Genomic DNA, 17311 nt, shown 5'->3' with positions numbered 1-17311 from the left:
AGCAGGCAATGAAACGAACAATTGCAATGATGTTGGGGCTAAGTCTTGTATTAACAGCCTGTGCACCGACAGATGATGAACAATCTGAACAGAAACAAGATCAAGAACAAACAAATTCAACTAAGAAGCAAGCAAAAGTTAAAGAAATAGCAACTGATCAAAATGTACAAGGGGATAACTACCGTACTATTTTGCCATTTAAAGAGAGCCAAGCGCGTGGTCTTGTCCAAGAAAAAATGGCGAATGGGTATAATGGTGAAGACTTTGAAGACGGTTTACTAAATATTAGCCAAGAAGTTTTCCCGACAGATCAGTATTTGTATCAAGAAGGTCAGTTTCTAAATAAAGATACTATTCGAGCGTACTTAAAACCAAAATTTACGAAAAAAGAAATTGATAAGATGAGTGATGAAGAGAAAGAAAAGGCGAATGCTAATGAAAATCTTGGACTGAATCCTTCTGTAAACGGAGAAAAAAATCCAGAAAAAATTGCGAAAAACACGCCGGCACTTCTATCAAATATATTGGAACAAGACTTTTATAGTTCGAGTGATACAGAAGGGAAAGAAATTGAAGGGATGACAATTGGTCTTGCTATGAACAGTGTCTACTATTACCAAAAAGAAGAATATGGCGAAACATATAGTGAAGCGTTAGATACGAAAATGGTAAAAGAAAAAGGACAAGAAATGGCTGAAGAGATGTTATCTCGACTACGTGAAAACAATGAGTTGAAAGATATTCCGATTACCTTCGCCATTTATATTCAATCGAGTGAAGAAGACATCGTGCCAGGTCAATTCGTCAGTTATGCGGTATCAGAGAAGAATGGCGCAAAGTTGAACGATTGGAAAAAAGTCAATGAACAAACTGTCTTACTTCCATCAAGTGAAGCTGCTGATTTAGATGAAGGTTTGAATTCAAACTTTCAAGATTTTAACAGCAGTTTGCAATCATATTTTAATAATTTCACACAAGCTGTTGGTAAAGTTAAGTTTGTAAATAAAAAAGCAGACAATCTTGTCGTTGATTTGCCAATTGATTACTATGGAAAAGCAGAACTGATTGGTATCACACAATATGTGACACAGTTAGCTGAAAAAGATTTAAAAGATGTACCTACCTATGAAATTCATATTAAGGATGGTAGTGAGCCACGTGCACTTATTACAAAAGGAGAAGATGACTCAGAACCTAGAGTGCATATTTACAACCATTAACATGAAAATCTCCTAGCTATTAACATATAGCCGGGAGATTTTTTAATGAAAAAATCGGACGTCCACGCAAAGTTGCGTAGCGTCCGATACCCCTTAGAATATAATGTAAATTATTGTTTTGCTTCACGAATTTGACGTTTTACTTCGTTGAGATCACGTTCAACAAAGTCGCCTGGTTTTTTCGTAAGTTTTGATACGAAAAATGTGACGAGCAGACTTGCTAAGAAGCCTGGTACGATTTCATAAAGTGTGAAGAATTGATAAGTTTCTCCAAGTGGGTGTGCAAAGACAATCCATAAAATAACTGTTAATGCACCCGCAACCATACCTGCAACGGCACCATCTCTTGTAAGACCTTTCCAATAAAGTGATAGGATTACAAGTGGACCGAATGAGGCACCAAAACCTGCCCACGCATTCCCAACTAAGTTCAAGATAGTATCATTTGGTGACCAAGCAATGGCAATTGCTACAATGGCAACGATAACTACGGATAAACGTCCAACTAAAACAAATTCTTTTTCATGTGCTTTTGCATTTGCTTCTTTACCACGAATTAGTTTATAAAAGTCTTCAGTTAATGAACTTGACGTTACGAGTAATTGAGATGAAATCGTGCTCATAATCGCTGCTAAAATTGCGGCTAATAAGAAGCCACCGATTAATGGATGGAATAAGATTTGTCCCATTAAAATAAATAATGTTTCAGGGTCTTGAAGTTCAACGCCTTGTGCTGGAACGAAAGCAATTCCTAATAGACCAATCATAACAGCTCCGAATAATCCAACTGCCATCCATGAGATCCCGATACGACGTGTTAATGTGAAAAGACTTACAGATCGAATACTCATAAAGCGTACAAGGATATGTGGCTGACCGAAGTAACCAAGTCCCCAAGCGAAAAATGAAATAATACCGATTACAGTTGTACCACGGAAAAGGTCTAAGTTCGTTGGTTTTAGTTCAACGATTGTATCGAATGTATCAAGACCATTTAATTTTAATAATGCAACGATTGGTACCATGATCATAGCCATAAGCATAATGACACCTTGGAAGAAGTCTGTAATTGATACTGCTAAGTAACCACCAAAGAAAGTATATAAAATAACAATAACAGCAACTAATACAAGACCAAAGTGATAATCCAAGCCGAATGCACTATCAAAAAGTTTACCACCCGCTACGAACCCTGTATGCGTGTAAAGTGTGAAAAAGACGACAATGATTGTTCCTGAAATAATCTTGATAATGTTTGATTGATCATTCAAACGATTGTTAAAAAAGTCAGGTAATGTAATGGCATCGCCTGCAATTTCAGTATGTACACGTAATCGAGGTGCTACGATTAAGTAGTTAATGTATGCCCCCAATGTCAGACCAATCGTGATCCAAAGTGCAGATAATCCTGTTGAATAAACTTCGCCAGGTAACCCCATAATCATCCATCCACTCATGTCCGAGGCACCGGCTGAAAGTGCCGTAACCCATGGACCAATACTACGACCACCAAGCATGTACTCACTTAAGTTACTCGTTGCTTGTTTATAGCCGTAAAAACCAATGACTAACAAAATGATAAAATAAACAGCTATCATAATGTAAGTTTGCCAGTTCGGATTTACTTGACTGGACAATGTTGCGCCTAATAAAAACATAGTAAAGTCCCCCTTTAGTTTTTTAGTGGCTTAAGCATATTATACAGTATACGGGGGATATGGAAAGTTCTTATTTAATAGATTTAAGCGAAAATAAGTGAAGTGATGCGATTATTTAGTTATTAAATAAGAAGTATTTTTTCTTATTAATTGGGTTCTGCTCGAATTTAAACCGCTTCTTTCACAACCTCGTGGCACTATCAGTATTCCGGGAGCAGGATTTTCGACAGAATTTCGCAATTCGAGAAAATCAAAAAGCGATTTTCCTCATTGCTCTGATTCTGCTCAAATCCTGACCGCTCCCTCCATAACCTCTCCAATATTAATTTGTTTAGATTTTTAGGGCAAAGTCTGATACAATTTGTAGATAAAAGAGTATTTTTAAGGAGGCTATATTTCAATGGCTGAAATTACACAAGAACAGGTCGAACATATCGCTAATCTTGCGCGATTGAACGTGACTGAAGAAGAGTCAACAGCGATGCAAGAAACTTTAGCGGGTATCTTAGATTTTTGTCATCAAATTGATTCAGTAAACACAGAAGATGTCAATCCAACAAACCACGTTTTAGATTTACAAAATGTTTTACGTGAAGACGTTGCGATAACAGGATTGCCACAAGATAAAGCATTAGTGAATGCGAAAGAAGTAGAAGCAGGACAATTCAAAGTACCTGCTGTTATGAATGAGGAGGACGCATAAAGATGAGCATCCGTTATGAATCAATTGAAAACTTACAACAAATGATTAAGGATAATAAGATCAAGCCTTCAGAAATTGTGAACGATATCTATGACGCAATTGAAGAAACTGATCCAACGATTCAGTCATTTTTAGCATTAGATAAAGAAAATGCGCTTAAAAAAGCAGCTGAACTTGATGAACTTCAAGCAAAAGGTGAAATGGACGGCAAGTTATTCGGTATTCCGATGGGGATTAAAGATAACATCATCACTGAAGGTTTAGAAACAACTTGTGCAAGTAAGATGTTAGAAGGTTTTGTGCCGATCTATGATGCAACAGTTATGAAAAAACTTCATAGCGAAAATGGTGTGTTAATCGGTAAAGTCAACTTAGACGAATTCGCAATGGGTGGATCTACTGAAACGTCTTACTTCAAAAAGACAGTAAACCCATTTGACCACAAAGCGGTACCAGGTGGTTCTTCAGGTGGTTCAGCAGCAGCAGTTGCAGCAGGTCTTGTACCATTCACTCTAGGTACGGATACAGGTGGTTCAATCCGTCAACCAGCAGCTTACTGTGGTGTTGTAGGACTTAAACCAACTTATGGTCGTGTATCTCGTTTTGGTCTTGTTGCATTCGCATCATCATTAGACCAAATTGGACCAATTACACGTAACGTTAAAGACAATGCGATTGTTTTAGAAGCCATCTCAGGTGAAGATGAAATGGATTCAACAAGTGCACCGGGCGTTGCAACAGATTTTACTGCTGATATCGGTAAAGATATTAAAGGCATGAAAATTGCATTACCGAAAGAATATATCGGTGAAGGTGTCGACAGTGAAGTAAAAGAGGCTGTATTAAAAGCAGCTGAAACATTTAAATCATTAGGTGCAACAGTAGAAGAAGTAAGTTTACCACGTACATCGTCAGGTATTCCTTCATACTACGTGATCGCATCAGCCGAAGCATCATCTAACTTAGCACGTTTTGACGGTATCCGTTACGGTTATCATTCAAAAGATGCCAACACATTAGAAGAACTTTACAAAATGTCTCGTAGTGAAGGTTTCGGTGAAGAAGTGAAACGTCGTATCTTCCTTGGTACATACGTATTAAGTTCAGGTTACTACGATGCTTACTACAAAAAAGCACAAAAAGTTCGTACATTAATCAAAAATGACTTTGAAAATGTCTTCAAAGACTATGACGTTATTTTAGGACCAACAACACCAACAGTTGCATTTGATATTGGCGCTGAAATCAATGATCCGCTAACAATGTATGCGAACGACTTGTTAACAACACCTGTCAACTTAGCAGGTCTTCCAGGTATTTCTGTACCATGTGGCTTAGCAGAAAATGGACGTCCAATCGGCTTACAATTGATTGGTAAACCATTTGACGAAAAAACATTGTATCGTGTTGCGCATCAATATGAGACGCAATTCAATCTACACGACCAATATCAAAACTTATAAGGAGTGGCAAGCAAATGCATTTTGAAACAGTAATCGGGCTCGAAGTCCACGTTGAATTGAAAACAGACTCAAAAATGTTTTCGAATGCGCCAGTAGCATACGGTGCAGAGCCAAATACAAACACAAGCGTTATTGACCTTGCATATCCAGGTGTCTTACCAACAGTGAATAAGCGTGCGGTAGATTGGTCAATGCGTGCAGCGATGGCATTAAATATGGAAATTGCAACGGAGTCGAAGTTTGACCGTAAAAACTACTTCTACCCAGACAATCCAAAAGCATACCAAATTTCACAATTAGACCAACCAATTGGTGAACATGGTCATATTGATATCGAAGTGAATGGTGAAACGAAACGTATTGGTATCACACGTCTTCACATGGAAGAAGATGCTGGTAAATCAACACATAAAAATGGTTACTCTCTTGTTGACTTAAACCGTCAAGGTACACCATTAGTTGAGATCGTATCAGAACCAGACATTCGCTCACCTGAAGAAGCATATGCTTACTTAGAAAAATTAAAATCAATCATCCAATATACTGGCGTTTCTGACTGTAAAATGGAAGAAGGTTCATTGCGTTGTGATGCCAACGTATCAATCCGTCCAGTAGGTCAAAAAGAATTTGGTACGAAAGCAGAATTGAAAAACTTAAACTCATTTAACAACGTGCGTAAAGGTCTTGAATATGAAGTAAAACGTCAAGAAGAAGAGTTGTTAAATGGTGGCGAAATTCTTCAAGAAACACGTCGTTTTGATGAATCAACGGGTAAAACGATCTTAATGCGTGTCAAAGAAGCATCAGATGATTACCGATACTTCCCAGAACCTGATATCGTACCGTTGTACATTGATGAAGACTGGAAAGCGCGCGTTAAAGCATCTATCCCAGAATTACCAGATGCACGTAAAGCAAAATACGTAGAACAATTTGGTTTACCAGCGTATGACGCACACGTTTTAACATTAACAAAAGAAATGTCTGATTTCTTTGAAGCGGCAGTTGCTGAAGGTGCTGACGTGAAATTGACATCAAACTGGTTAATGGGTGGCGTGAACGAATACCTCAACAAAAACCAAATCGAACTTCAAGATACTGGCTTAACACCACAAAACTTAGCAGGTATGATTAAGTTAATTGAAGATGGTACAATGAGCAGTAAAATCGCGAAGAAAGTCTTCCCAGAACTTGCTGAAAATGGTGGAGATGCAGAACAAATTATGAAAGACAAAGGCCTTGTTCAAATTTCTGATGAAGGTGCTGTCTTACAATTTGTTCAAGATGCGATCGCAAACAACCCACAATCTGTTGAAGATTATAAAAATGGTAAAGGCAAAGCGATGGGCTTCTTAGTTGGTCAAATTATGAAGTTATCTAAAGGTCAAGCGAACCCACAACTTGCGAATAAATTATTGAAACAAGAACTTGATAAACAATAATCGATGCCAAAAAAACACACTGTCAATCGTATATGTATGCGATTGACAGTGTGTTTTCAACTGTGTTTAATAAGTGACAAAACTTAAGAATTCTGTTCAATATTGAATGTTTTGGCTTTCTTTCAATCACAGATTGTTTTAATATTAACAATGAGTATATCAAAAATGATTGAGGGATATGAATGAGAAAACGTGCGAGGATTATATACAATCCAACATCTGGGAAAGAGCTCTTTAAACGTGCGCTACCTGATGTATTGGTGAAATTTGAACAAGCAGGCTTTGAGACCAGCGCATATGCAACTCAAAAAGCAGGAGATGCGACTGAAGAAGCTGCGCGCGCCATTAATGAACAGTATGATTTGATAGTTGCAGCAGGTGGAGATGGAACGCTCAATGAAGTCATCAATGGGATTGCTGAAAAGCCCAATCGCCCAAAATTAGGCTTAATCCCAATGGGAACAGTTAATGACTACGGACGTGCATTACATTTGCCAACAGATATTTTTGAAGCAGTTGATGTGATTTTAGACGGCAAAACAATACAAGTAGATATCGGAAAGATGAACAACCGATATTTTATCAATGTTGCTGCTGGGGGTAAGATTACAGAAGTCTCATATGAAGCGCCGAGCAAGTTAAAGACGATAGTCGGGCCGTTTGCATATTATATTAAAGGTTTTGAGATGTTACCACAAATGCACCCAGTTGATGTGCGCATTGAATATGATGGTGAAGTCTTTGAAGGTGAGATTACATTATTTTTACTCGGCTTGACGAATTCGATGGCAGGCTTTGAGAAGCTCGTTCCTGATGCGAAGCTCGATGATGGTATGTTTACATTATTAATCGTTGAAAAAGCAAGTTTAGCTGAATTGGGACATATTATGACATTAGCTTCTCGTGGCGAACATACGAAACATCCAAAAGTGCACTATATCAAGGCGCAATCGGTTAATATCTCATCTTTAGCAGAGATGCCACTGAACGTTGATGGGGAATACGGCGGACAGTTGCCAGCTAACTTTTTAAATTTAGTAAGACATATTGAAGTGTTTTCTCCTGCAAATGTAGATAATGAATTACTGATTGAAGAACCTAAGAACACAGATGATTTATTTGAATAGAGAGACATTGAAATCTCATGTATGAAAAAGAAATGGGATAAAACATGAATTTAGCTAAAAGTGATGCTGAAATAAGTGCAATGCCAGTAGGTGTCTGAAGTGAAAATGCGTTCATAAAGACTTTTCACTTCTAGTCACCCTTGCCGGAGTGAGACAACGAAATCTCTTATAGTGACAAAGGTTTCTGTCCCACTCCCTTTTTCTGCTAACTATTGTATGAAGAGAGTGAAATATTTTGGCAATCGTTGAAAAAAATGAAATATATGAAGGGCATGTCGTGGATTTAACACATGAAGGTCAGGGTGTTGTGAAAGTAGATCGCTATCCAATCTTTGTCCCACATGCCTTAACAAATGAAAAAATCCGCTATAAAGTGATCAAAGTCAATAAAAATTTTGGCTTTGGAAAACTTATTGATATTTTAGAAGAAAGTGATGAACGTGTTCAACCGCCATGTGTCTATTATGACAAGTGCGGTGGCTGTCAGTTGCAACATCTGTCTTATGATGCACAACTCAACATGAAACGAGATCAAGTGGTTAATCTTTTCCATCGTAAAGGTAAAATGACAGACGTCCCGATACATCCTACTGTTGGTATGGAAAATCCATGGCATTATCGTAATAAAACTCAAATCCCGGTCGGTACGACAAAAGATGGGCATGTTCAAATGGGCTTCTATCGTCAACGCAGCCATGACATTATTGATATGGACACATGTCTGATTCAAGATGATATTCAAAATGACATCATGCGTGAGATTAAACAGTGGGTACAAACATATAACATTCCAACGTACAATGAACAACGTCATAAAGGCATACTACGTCATGTTGTGATCCGTATTGGTCATTTCACAAATGAAGTGATGGTGATTTTTGTCGTGAACGGTAAACAGTTGCCACATGCACAAACAATTATCGACACATTAACAGAGAAATTCCCAGCTGTTACAAGTGTAAAGGTGAATATTCACCGTGAAAAATCAAATGTCATTATGGGACCAACATCTCATACGTTATACGGTAAAGACTATATTGAAGACACATTGAACGATATCCACTTTGAAATTAGTGATTTGTCATTTTATCAAATTAATGTGACACAAACACAAAAACTATACAAACTGGCAGTTGACTATGCCCAATTAACAGGCGATGAAGTCGTATTAGATGCCTATTGTGGTATTGGAACCATTGCATTATCAATGGCCGATAAAGCAAAACATGTCTATGGCGTAGAAGTTGTGCCGGAAGCGATTGAAGATGCGAAACGTAATGCCCAAAATAATCACTATAACAATACGACATTTGTTGCAGGGCCAGCTGAAAAAGTGATTTTAGATTGGCAACGTGAAGGGATTCAACCTGATGTGGTCACAGTCGATCCACCACGAAAAGGTTGTGACCCAACATTTATTGAAACCTTAAAATCATTAGCACCGGAACGTATTGTATATGTTTCATGCAATCCAAGCACACAATTACGAGATGTAGAGTTGTTAAAAGATCAATATCAAATTAAAGAAATCACACCAGTCGATATGTTCCCACATACAACACATGTTGAAACAGTCGCATTATTGGAACGTAAGTCATAAGAGCGTAGAAAGAGTTAGATGTCATAATCTAGCTCTTTTTCTTCTATTCTCATCACATTATTCCGTTAAACAGAAAATATTATTCCGATATGCCATCTATTGTTCCGAACTATAGTATAATATGTCTTGAAAAGAGGTGTATGATAATGTATATGACTGTAAAAGAAGCCTCAGAACTTTGGAAAATATCTGATAGACGCATACGTATTTTATGTAAAGAAGGAAGAATACCTGGTGTCATTAAAGAAGGGCGTGCATGGAAAATACCTTCAGATGCCAAAAAGCCTTCTGATGCAAGATTAAAAAAAGCAGAGAGCCTCTATTCTCTTATTGAGCATAAAATGCAACAGCTCACCAAGCTACGTCCATTGACAGATGGGGAATTAGAGCGTTTAAATGAAGAGTTTATGATTGAATATACTTATAATTCTAACGCAATTGAGGGAAGCAGTTTAACATTACGTGAAACAGACCTTGTTTTACGAGGATTAACGATTGATCAAAAACCTTTAAAGGATCATATGGAAGCAATTGGACATCGTGAAGCTTTTCAATATGTTAAATCGCTTGTTTCTGAACAATCAGCATTAACTGAATCGGTGATTAAAAACATTCATTACTTGGTTTTATCAGACAAAAAGGATGACCGTGGCGTTTACCGTAAAGTACCTGTTCGTATTTTGGGGGCTGTCAATGTCCCTGCGCAACCATATATGATACAACCTCTAATGGAACAATTATTAATGAACTATTCAAAAAGTACGGAACAACTAATAACTAAAATTGCACGATTTCATATTGAGTTTGAAAGCATACATCCGTTTATTGATGGTAATGGACGTACGGGCAGGCTACTTGTGAATTTAGAGTTGATGAAAGCAGGTTATCCACCTATTGATATCAAATTTACAGATAGACTTGCATACTATAAAGCCTTTGAATTGTATCATTCCAAAGAGACATTATCAGCAATGGAAGACTTATTTGCGAAATATATCAATGATATATTAGAGAGATATATAGAAATTTTAGGTAAGAGTTAGAAAATAATGCACACTGTACTATCTTAAACACAGAAAACAAAAGCTATGAAGTCGTCTGATTTCATAGCTTTTCTTTGCCTTTTATTAACGGTCTAATACATATTTTTTGTGCCATCTAGAATATCCTTTAAGGTTACTGACGCAAATTCTTGAAATATTTTTTCATGCAGAATATCAAATTGTTGCCCTAATGAACTTTGAATTTTAGTACCAGGCCCACAATCTGGATTAATGACGGCCTTTAAATGAAGGAGGGGTTTATCACCTTCAACAGCACGATAAATCTCTAAAAGGTTGATAGATTCTGGTGGCTTATTCAAAACAGGTTGGGCATGGCCATGTACACTATTAATAAGATTTGCTTTTTTTAATTGGCTCATAATTTGACGAACTGCAGATGGATTAGTAACCATACTTTCAGCAATTCGTTCACTTGTTAGATTACTAAAAGGGTTCATTGCGATCAAACTTAGTATATGAACGGCGCTACTAAGCTTTGTGGACGGTCTCATATTATCACCTCAAATCTATTATAAATTTTTTGTTGTTGAATTTAAAGTAACAACAGTTGACGAGAGTGTAAAGTATAAATTATACTGACTTTGTTGTTAAAAATAAATATACATCAGAGGCGAGATTTTATGAAAATACAATTAATTAGAAATGCAACACTTATCGTTGATTATGCAGATAAACGATTTTTAATAGATCCATTTTTAGGAGAAAAACACCGTTATCCAACTTTTGAAGGGGCACACAGTGATGAATTAAACCCAACAGTTGAATTACCAATGTCTATAGAAGAAGTAATAGAGGACATTGATGCTGTTGTTGTGACACATACGCATTACGATCACTGGGATGAAGTTGCGATCGAAGTATTACCTAAAAATTTACCAATCTTGGCACTTTCAGAAAGTATTGCAACAGAAATTAGAGAACAAAGTTTTACAGATGTAAGGATTACGACTGGGGGTGCATTTGAAGGTATTGATATTACTAGAACAACTGGTCGTCACGGGCATGGAGAGATTGCAGTGAAGGCTGGAGAAGTGTGGGGCATTGTGCTACGTCACCGAGACGAGTCATCACTCTACATTGCTGGAGACACTGTGTATTATGAAGAAGTTGAAAATATTTTAACTACAGAAAAACCAGATATTATGGTATTGAATGCAGGTGGGAACCAATATTTAGAAGGAGGTCCATTTGTTATGGATATGGATGATTTGTTTAGCTGTCATCAAACATTACCAACTGCAAAAATTGTATCAGTTCATATGGAAGCCATTAATACAGCAAAATTGAGTCGAACAGAATTAAAACAAGACATCGCAGAAAAACAATTAACAGATTAAATATTTGTACCATCAGATGGTGAATTGTTAACTTTTGAAAGGTAGGTACGAGAATGTCTCAGATTCATACACTAATTGAAAAGATAAATGAAGCAGATGCCATACTTGTAGGGGCTGGCTCAGGTATGTCAGCAGCAACTGGTTTGAATATTTGGTATGAAGATAGTGATATGTTGAATGATACACTGCGTCACTATGCCAATAAATACGGTTTTCGTGGTTTATTTGATGGCTTTTATACACATTTTGTCTCAGAAGAAGAACATTGGGGATTTTACTTAGGAATGTTAGATTTGATGACCAATATAGAAACTCCCAAACCAACCTATGAATATTTAAAAACATTAATACAACAAAAACCATATCATGTTGTAACAACGAACCAAGATATTTTAGTACATCGTTATTTTCCAGAAGATAAAGTCAGTGAAATACAAGGATCATGGCATTACTTTCAAAGTAAAAATACACATGTTGATCAAACATTATATGACACAAAAGTGTTTTTAGATAATCTTCTACCAAAGTTAGAAAATCATACACTTCCTTCTGAATTAATACCCAAAAGTAAAATAAATGGTAGTTCATTAATCCCTTGGGTACGTGGGCCTGAATTTTTAGAAGGTGAACAATATTTTGAAGAACATCAAAAAATAAGTACCTTTTTAAACCAACATCGTGGAAAGAAAATTCTCTTTTTAGAATTAGGCGTAGGACGGATGACACCGATGTTTATTCAGGAACCTTTTTGGGAGCTGACCCATTATTTGCCTAATAGTTTCTATGTCAACATTAACCCACAACATGCGCTGACACATCCGCAAATACAAGAGCGTTCATTATTAATACACGAAGATATCCATGAAGTATTAGCATCTGCCATTCGAGAATTGGAGGTAAAGCCATGAGTGAAAAAGGGATTCATTTAGCACAACAATGGCTTTCTGAAGCAGATGCAATTTTAGTAACAGCGAGTAATGGTTTTGCGATTAGTGAAGGATTAAATCTTTTTACAGATAACCCACAAATGCGTGCAGCATTAGGAACAGCGAGAGAAACATATCGTTTACCTAATCTTTTAACCGCATTTCAATATCCTTATCCTTCGTTGCTAGATAAGTGGGCAACATTGGCACCTGTTGTTCAATATTATTCAGGTAATTATGAAGATAGCGAAGTGATGATTCAATTAAAAGCACTTTTAAAGGAAAAACCATACTTCATTTGGACATCAAATACAGAGCATCACTTTGTGCAAGCCGGCTTTGAACGTGTTTTAGAAGTTGAAGGGAACTGGACAGAAGGCCGTTGTGAAAATGGTCATATCGTTGATTTCATGAATGATATACAAAATATCAGTGACAAGGTGAATAGTGGAACATTGACTGAAGCGGATATACCTAAATGTGAGCATTGCGGTGCTGTAGTAGATTTTAATCTTCCGAGCCCACAATTTGAAGTGGACCAAAAGAAGATGACGGATTTCCAAACATTTATTCAACAATATAAAGGGAAAAATCTCGTCGTTTTAGAATTGGGAATCGGTGCACACAATCAACTGATTAAAGCCCCAAGTATGCAATTGGTTGAGAGTCATCGTAATCATCGCTATATTACAATTAATAAAGGCGAAGTTTATATTAAAGCGAGTATTAAGCAACAATCTATTGGAATGGATGGATTATTAACCCATTCTTTAGATGAACTATTAACAGGAGAAAGTGTAGGGAGCCGTGTAAGTGCACCAGAGATAAATGAACCGTCAGAAAAAAAGATGATTAAAAAAGTTTATCCATCATACACAGTAACACAAGGTAATCAATACAGCGGTATCCCGAGATATGTCACAATCGATAGTCAAAATCCATCTCACTTTCATCTGAATCAACAAGGACAAAGTGTGATGTATACGTTAGGTGATACGACATTGGCACATTGTATTACTGCAAATGGTGAATACCAATTAGTCCGAATTGGTCTGAATAAATCGAAAGGTGATCTGCATGGACTATATATCGAATTAGGGACTTATGTTGCCTTCGAAAGAGACCCTGAAGGTGAAGCAGGATTTTCTCAAATTAGCATTAATACAGCTTTTGATAGTGATGGTAAAATCATGATGCCAACCTATGATCAACTGAGTCAAGCATTCCCAGAGCATCAAGCATTATTTGATAGATTAGCAATGAAATAGTTGAAATATCCATATTTCACAAATTAAGTTTAAAATCATTCTAAAAAAACAGCTCTATAGATGGAGACACTTTGATAGCCAATCTATAGAGTTGTTCTTTGTTTATTACTACTATCCAATTGTTTTTATCATAAGCGGTGATAATATGCGTATTTTTTGATAAAAAGAATTTTTGAGATAGAATTTATGTATGTAATTAATATGTTTTGTGTTATTCATTACTGAAATTAATGGAGGAATCAAATGGAATGTTTAACGTTAAACACTGGCGTAAAAATGCCTTTAGTAGGGTTAGGTACATGGGACTTAAGAGGAGAAATATGTATTTCTCTAGTATCTGAAGCAATACAGTTAGGCTATCGTCTAATAGATACAGCTCAAATGTATGCTAATGAAAAAGAAGTAGGTCAAGGTATTTCCAAAGCATCTGTAAACCGTGAAGATTTGTTTATTACGACAAAATTAGATAGTCGTAGTAATGGATATAAACAAACACGCAATGGCATTGTACATTCCTTAGATAACTTAAACTTGGACTATGTTGATCTTCTGCTAGTTCATGAGCCGTATTCAAATGACATAGCTATGTACGAAGCTATGGCAGAGGCACATCATGATGGGAAAGTTAAAGCAATTGGTATTTCTAATTACGATCAACAGCGATTTGAACAGTTTCTGAAAAAGGTTGATATCATTCCAGTAGTCAATCAAGTAGAATGTCATATACAATTTCAAAAGTCGTCTTTACAACAAGAACTGAAGGAGCATGGAACAGCTATGCAAGCATGGTCACCACTGGGGCAAGGAAAGATTGGTATTGACCAACAACCAGAATTAATTCAACTTGCGGAAAAATATAAGAAATCACCTGCACAAATTGTATTGCGCTTTTTAACACAACGTGGGATATCAGTGATTCCCAAAACAAGACGTATTGAACTCTTAGAAGAAAATATGTCCATTTTTGATTTTCAATTATTACCTGAAGAAATGAATAGGATTAAATCATTAGATAGAGATGAGACATTATTTTCATGGACAGAGTATTAATTGAGATAATTTGAAAAATATATTTAGATTTGAGTAGAAATGAATGAAGAGTGGAATAAATTTTGCCGAAACCACAGTATTTCTACTCAGATCCTATTTTTATGCAGTATCTCAATTCCACAGTCTTAAAATAATGATATTAAAATATCTACTTTATTAACTTATTGTGATTAAAATAAATTATTTTCTGAATGGGTATTTTGAAAGGCAATTTTAAAGAGATTTTCTTTTGCCTCATCTAAGGTGTAATCAGTATGGACGACCCAATATTCGATAAATCCAACGATACCACTCGTTGTGTAGTGAATATAGTCTAAATCAGGATCATGGTTAATTTTTTTAGAGTAGGTGCACATCACTTCAACCATACTCTCCTTTAAACTATCCGAAAAATTAACCTGTTTGTTGTCTAATAGTTGTGACAGAATCGGACGATGTTTTTCAACAGCATTCAAGATGTTCGTTAAATATTCTTTAGATTCTGCCATACCGATATCAGAATACTTTTCAACAACAGGACGACAACTCTCCTCAATATCTACAATAATATCCATAAGAATGGCTTGATATAGATTTTCTTTACTTTCATAGTGTAAATAAAAGGCATTTCTAGAACATTTTGCTGTTTGACATATATCGGTAACAGTAATTTTTTGATATGTTTTTTCTTTTAATAATGTTAATAGGGCAGATCTCAAATTTTCTTCTACTTTTTTAAATCTTAAATCTTGAATCATATTGAACTCCTTTAAAAATGATAAGTGACACTTTTGCTAGAAGTGTAAATTGACTACGTTATGTTACAAGTGTACAATAACTTACTATAAAATAAAACAAGTATCGTATATAAGGAGAATGAATATGGCAGAAAATAAAAAGCAAATGATGCTAGGATTAGCCATGTTTGGCGTACCAGGTTTAAGTTTTAAATCATGGTCAGATCCCAAAATCAATTTTGAAAAATACCCAGATTTATCCTATGACATTAAGGCTGCACAATTAGCAGAAAAAGGAAAGTTCCAGTTTATGTTCTTTGGTGATTTTCCTGCCACAAAAGAAACGGATAATGCAAATGCGCAATCTATGGGTGTAGATCCTTTATTGATTGCGACAGTGATTGCACATAATACAAAACACATTGGGATGGCAATTACAAAAGCGACATCTTGGAATAGTGTTTATGAAATTGCAAGACAGTTTAAATCGCTAGATGCGATCAGTAATGGGCGTGCCGCTTGGAATGCGGTAACAGGTGCGAACGGTGTGAGTGCAAGTGCATATGGAGTTAAGCTTTCACCAAGTTTCGATCGTTATGGTAAAGCGTATGAATTTACAGAAGCGGTTCAAACGCTATGGGGAACTTGGGGTGAAGATGCGCTAAAACTTGATAAAGAAAATAAAGTTTTTGCTGATTATGATGAAGTGGAATCAGTCTCTATCAAAGGGAAATATGTTGAAAGTACAGGTACGCTTCCAATCCCGCCTTCAAAACAAGGACAACCTGTTATTTTCCATTCAGGCGGTTCTGGCAATAGTATCGCTTATGCTGGGAAGTATGCGAATGCTATGATTGGAGAAGTTTGGACGATTGAGCAAGGACGAGAAACACGTAATGCGTTAAGACAAACGGCTGTTGAAAATGGTCGTGACCCAGATGAAATTAAATTTATTGCTGGCGTTATGCCTTTAATAGGAGATACGAAAAAAGATGCATTAGAGCGTCATTCACAATTTATTGATGAGCAAACGTTTTATCAAAGAGTTGCTCAAATTGGCTATGCATTAGGTGTACAATTTACAATGGCTGATATTGATAAGCCAATTGATCCCGAAATTTTAGATAATGTTGTTGTGACACCATACAGTGATCCTAGAATTGAAAACATTATCAAAGTTGCACGTGAAGGCTGGACATTACGTTATGTCATTTACCACTCTGTTATTGACTATCATCCAGCAGCAGTAGGTACAGCAGAAGATATCGCGGATTATTTAACTGAATGGTTTGAACAAGGCGGTGCAGATGGCTTTTGGGTGATGCCGAATGTTTATGAAGTTGACTTACCACGCTTTGTAGATGAAGTGGTACCGATTTTACAAGAACGAGGTATTTTCCATGAAGATTATGAAGGTGATACATTAAGAGAAAACTTCGGCATACCGTATCAATATGGTTTGAAAAAAGAAGAAAAATAATTTTTATGAGATGTTGCTTCTACACTACAAAAATGGCTTTTTTGGCGTGTGGAAGCAACAAATATGATAGACAAAACTAAAAAAGTAGTGACATCCTAATTTTTAAAAAAGGGGATGTCACTACTTTTTTGATTAAAATTTAAAATAAATGGCTTCATGTAATTCTTCTTGGGCTTCTTCGAGTGAGATGTCTATATATTTAAGTGGAATTTGATATTACTAGAAATGGGAATGTAGAGTCTTTTTAACTGCAGTGA

At 36.2% G+C, this 17311-nt stretch carries 15 protein-coding genes; 12 read left to right on the top strand and 3 right to left on the bottom strand.

Features of this window, described 5'->3' with window-relative positions; translation table 11 throughout:
- Nucleotides 1-8 precede the first annotated feature (8 nt).
- Entirely contained in the window at nucleotides 9-1220 is a 1212-nt protein-coding gene (locus C7J88_RS04245) for a CamS family sex pheromone protein (RefSeq protein WP_095117409.1), read from the top strand.
- 110 nt (nucleotides 1221-1330) lie between these two features.
- Here C7J88_RS04245 and putP read toward each other — a convergent pair whose 3' ends face one another.
- Nucleotides 1331-2878, bottom strand: a complete 1548-nt coding sequence (putP, locus tag C7J88_RS04240) for a sodium/proline symporter PutP (protein WP_095117408.1) — start codon at nucleotides 2876-2878, stop codon at nucleotides 1331-1333.
- A 400-nt stretch (nucleotides 2879-3278) separates the two neighbouring features.
- Here putP and gatC point away from each other — a divergent pair, with 400 nt between their 5' ends.
- From gatC to C7J88_RS04210, 6 genes are all read left to right on the top strand, one after another.
- A complete protein-coding gene (gatC, locus tag C7J88_RS04235) occupies nucleotides 3279-3581 on the top strand; it encodes an Asp-tRNA(Asn)/Glu-tRNA(Gln) amidotransferase subunit GatC (RefSeq protein ID WP_095117407.1) in 303 nt (100 codons plus the stop codon).
- Between the two features lie 2 nt (nucleotides 3582-3583).
- A complete protein-coding gene (gene gatA / locus C7J88_RS04230; RefSeq protein WP_095117406.1) occupies nucleotides 3584-5044 on the top strand; it encodes an Asp-tRNA(Asn)/Glu-tRNA(Gln) amidotransferase subunit GatA in 1461 nt (486 codons plus the stop codon).
- A 14-nt stretch (nucleotides 5045-5058) separates the two neighbouring features.
- Nucleotides 5059-6486 carry an Asp-tRNA(Asn)/Glu-tRNA(Gln) amidotransferase subunit GatB gene (gatB, locus tag C7J88_RS04225; RefSeq protein ID WP_095117405.1) on the top strand — a complete coding sequence of 476 codons (1428 nt, stop codon included), beginning with the start codon at nucleotides 5059-5061 and terminating at the stop codon, nucleotides 6484-6486.
- Between the two features lie 182 nt (nucleotides 6487-6668).
- A complete protein-coding gene (locus C7J88_RS04220) occupies nucleotides 6669-7613 on the top strand; it encodes a diacylglycerol kinase (RefSeq protein WP_095117404.1) in 945 nt (314 codons plus the stop codon).
- 235 nt (nucleotides 7614-7848) lie between these two features.
- Nucleotides 7849-9213 (top strand): 23S rRNA (uracil(1939)-C(5))-methyltransferase RlmD, encoded by a 1365-nt coding sequence (gene rlmD, locus C7J88_RS04215; RefSeq protein ID WP_095117403.1) that lies wholly within the window; start codon nucleotides 7849-7851, stop codon nucleotides 9211-9213.
- A gap of 152 nt (nucleotides 9214-9365) precedes the next feature.
- The gene (locus C7J88_RS04210) at nucleotides 9366-10256 is read left to right on the top strand and encodes a Fic family protein (protein ID WP_229709406.1); all 891 of its coding nucleotides are present in this window, start codon (nucleotides 9366-9368) and stop codon (nucleotides 10254-10256) included.
- 92 nt (nucleotides 10257-10348) lie between these two features.
- On the opposite strand, the gene C7J88_RS04205 is transcribed toward C7J88_RS04210, so the two are convergent.
- Nucleotides 10349-10768 carry an Rrf2 family transcriptional regulator gene (locus C7J88_RS04205; RefSeq protein WP_095117401.1) on the bottom strand — a complete coding sequence of 140 codons (420 nt, stop codon included), beginning with the start codon at nucleotides 10766-10768 and terminating at the stop codon, nucleotides 10349-10351.
- A gap of 129 nt (nucleotides 10769-10897) precedes the next feature.
- On the opposite strand from C7J88_RS04205, the gene C7J88_RS04200 reads away from it, so the two are divergent.
- The 4 genes from C7J88_RS04200 (at nucleotide 10898) to C7J88_RS04185 (ending at nucleotide 14858) form a co-directional block, all read left to right on the top strand.
- The gene (locus C7J88_RS04200; RefSeq protein WP_095117400.1) at nucleotides 10898-11614 is read left to right on the top strand and encodes an MBL fold metallo-hydrolase; all 717 of its coding nucleotides are present in this window, start codon (nucleotides 10898-10900) and stop codon (nucleotides 11612-11614) included.
- A 53-nt stretch (nucleotides 11615-11667) separates the two neighbouring features.
- Complete coding sequence (locus tag C7J88_RS04195; RefSeq protein ID WP_095117399.1) at nucleotides 11668-12522, top strand: SIR2 family NAD-dependent protein deacylase; 855 nt, start codon at nucleotides 11668-11670, stop codon at nucleotides 12520-12522.
- Complete coding sequence (locus C7J88_RS04190) at nucleotides 12519-13808, top strand: SIR2 family NAD-dependent protein deacylase (RefSeq protein ID WP_095117398.1); 1290 nt, start codon at nucleotides 12519-12521, stop codon at nucleotides 13806-13808. The genes C7J88_RS04195 and C7J88_RS04190 overlap by 4 nt, the downstream gene beginning before the upstream one ends.
- Before the next feature lie 243 nt (nucleotides 13809-14051).
- Nucleotides 14052-14858: an aldo/keto reductase gene (locus C7J88_RS04185; protein WP_095117397.1), complete on the top strand. Its 807-nt coding sequence runs from the start codon at nucleotides 14052-14054 to the stop codon at nucleotides 14856-14858.
- 170 nt (nucleotides 14859-15028) lie between these two features.
- Here C7J88_RS04185 and C7J88_RS04180 read toward each other — a convergent pair whose 3' ends face one another.
- Nucleotides 15029-15595: a TetR/AcrR family transcriptional regulator gene (locus C7J88_RS04180; RefSeq protein WP_095117396.1), complete on the bottom strand. Its 567-nt coding sequence runs from the start codon at nucleotides 15593-15595 to the stop codon at nucleotides 15029-15031.
- A 124-nt stretch (nucleotides 15596-15719) separates the two neighbouring features.
- Here C7J88_RS04180 and C7J88_RS04175 point away from each other — a divergent pair, with 124 nt between their 5' ends.
- Nucleotides 15720-17054: an NtaA/DmoA family FMN-dependent monooxygenase gene (locus C7J88_RS04175; RefSeq protein WP_095117395.1), complete on the top strand. Its 1335-nt coding sequence runs from the start codon at nucleotides 15720-15722 to the stop codon at nucleotides 17052-17054.
- Nucleotides 17055-17311: the final 257 nt, after the last annotated feature.

It is taken from the genome of Staphylococcus muscae (assembly GCF_003019275.1).
Taxonomy (GTDB): Bacteria; Bacillota; Bacilli; order Staphylococcales; family Staphylococcaceae; genus Staphylococcus; species Staphylococcus muscae.
The sequence above is the reverse complement of the archived record's forward strand: the minus strand, read 5'-3'. Positions and strand labels throughout refer to the sequence as shown.